Below are 1,353 nucleotides of genomic sequence, written 5' to 3'. Positions count from 1 at the left end.
AAGGTGGTCGGGCACAAGGTGGGTCTGTCGTCGAAGGCGATGCAGCAGATGATGGGCGTGGACGAGCCCGATTACGGTCACCTGCTCGCCGAGATGGAAGTCTTCGAAGACACCCCGGTCGACACGTCGAAGTATCTGCTGCCGCGGGTGGAGGTCGAGGTCGGGTTCGTGCTCGGCGCGGACCTGCCCGGTGAGGATTGCACCGAGGCCGACGTGCTCGCCGCGACCGTGGCCTACGCGCCCTCGATCGAGTTGATCGATTCCCGGATCACCGACTGGAAGATCGGGTTGGCCGACACCATCTCCGACAATGCGTCCTCGGCCGGTTTCGTGCTCGGCAAGCAGCGTGTCGCCCCGGCCGATATCGATATCAAGGCCATCGATGCCGTGTTGACCCGGAACGGGGAAGTCATCGCCGAGGGCCGCAGTGACGCGGTGCTGGGGGATCCGGTGATCGCGGTGGCGTGGTTGGCGCGCAAGGTCGCCACGTTCGGGGTGCGGTTGCGCAAGGGTGACATCGTGTTGCCAGGGTCGTGCACCCGCGCCATCGATGCCCGTCCGGGTGATGAGTTCCATGCCGAGTTCTCCGGGCTCGGTTCTGTCCGTTTGCGTTTCAGCTGAACCCAGACTTTCTAGGAGAACCACTGTGACCAGCAAAGTCACCGCCGCGATCGTGGGGTCGGGCAATATCAGCACCGACCTGCTCTACAAGCTGTTGCGTTCGGACAAGATCGAACCGCGCTGGATGATCGGTATCGACCCCGACTCCGAAGGGTTGAAGCGGGCCCGCGGGTTGGGTTTGGAAACTTCTGCCGAGGGCGCGGACTGGCTACTCGCCTTGGATGAGAAGCCGGACCTGTTGTTCGAGGCGACCTCGGCCTACGTGCATCGCGAGTACGCGCCCAAGTACGAGGCCGCGGGTCTCCGGGCGGTGGATCTGACTCCGGCCGCGGTGGGTCCGGCGGTGATCCCGCCGGTGAATCTGGACTCGTTGCGGGATGCGATGAATGTCAACATGATCACCTGTGGTGGGCAGGCCACGATCCCGATGGTCGCGGCGGTCTCGCGGGTGGTGCCGGTGGCTTACGCCGAGATCGTGGCGTCGGTGTCGTCGGTCTCGGCTGGACCGGGTACTCGCGCCAATATCGATGAGTTCACCAAGACCACTTCCAAGGGGGTGGAGAGCATCGGTGGCGCGCAGCGGGGTAAGGCGATCATCATCTTGAACCCGGCCGAGCCGCCGATGATCATGCGCGACACCATTTTCTGCGCGATCCCCGAAGACGCTGACCGGGACGCGATCGCGGCCAGTATTTTCGCGATGGAGAAATCGATCCAGGAGTACGTGCCCGG

General features: G+C 64.1%; 2 protein-coding genes. Both read left to right on the top strand.

Annotated elements, in window-relative coordinates; translation table 11 throughout:
- Positions 1–621, top strand: a 621-nt coding sequence (locus tag DFR69_RS33795; RefSeq protein ID WP_110041765.1) for a 2-keto-4-pentenoate hydratase, incomplete at its 5' end; no start/stop codon positions are given.
- Between the two features lie 25 nt (positions 622–646).
- A partial coding sequence (locus DFR69_RS33790; RefSeq protein WP_110041764.1) for an acetaldehyde dehydrogenase (acetylating) occupies positions 647–1,353 on the top strand: 707 nt, incomplete at its 3' end.

The sequence above is a fragment of the Nocardia neocaledoniensis genome (genome assembly GCF_003182135.1).
Lineage (GTDB): Bacteria > Actinomycetota > Actinomycetes > Mycobacteriales > Mycobacteriaceae > Nocardia > Nocardia neocaledoniensis.
Note: the sequence above shows the minus strand (reverse complement) of the source record. Positions and strands in the feature narration are given on the sequence as shown.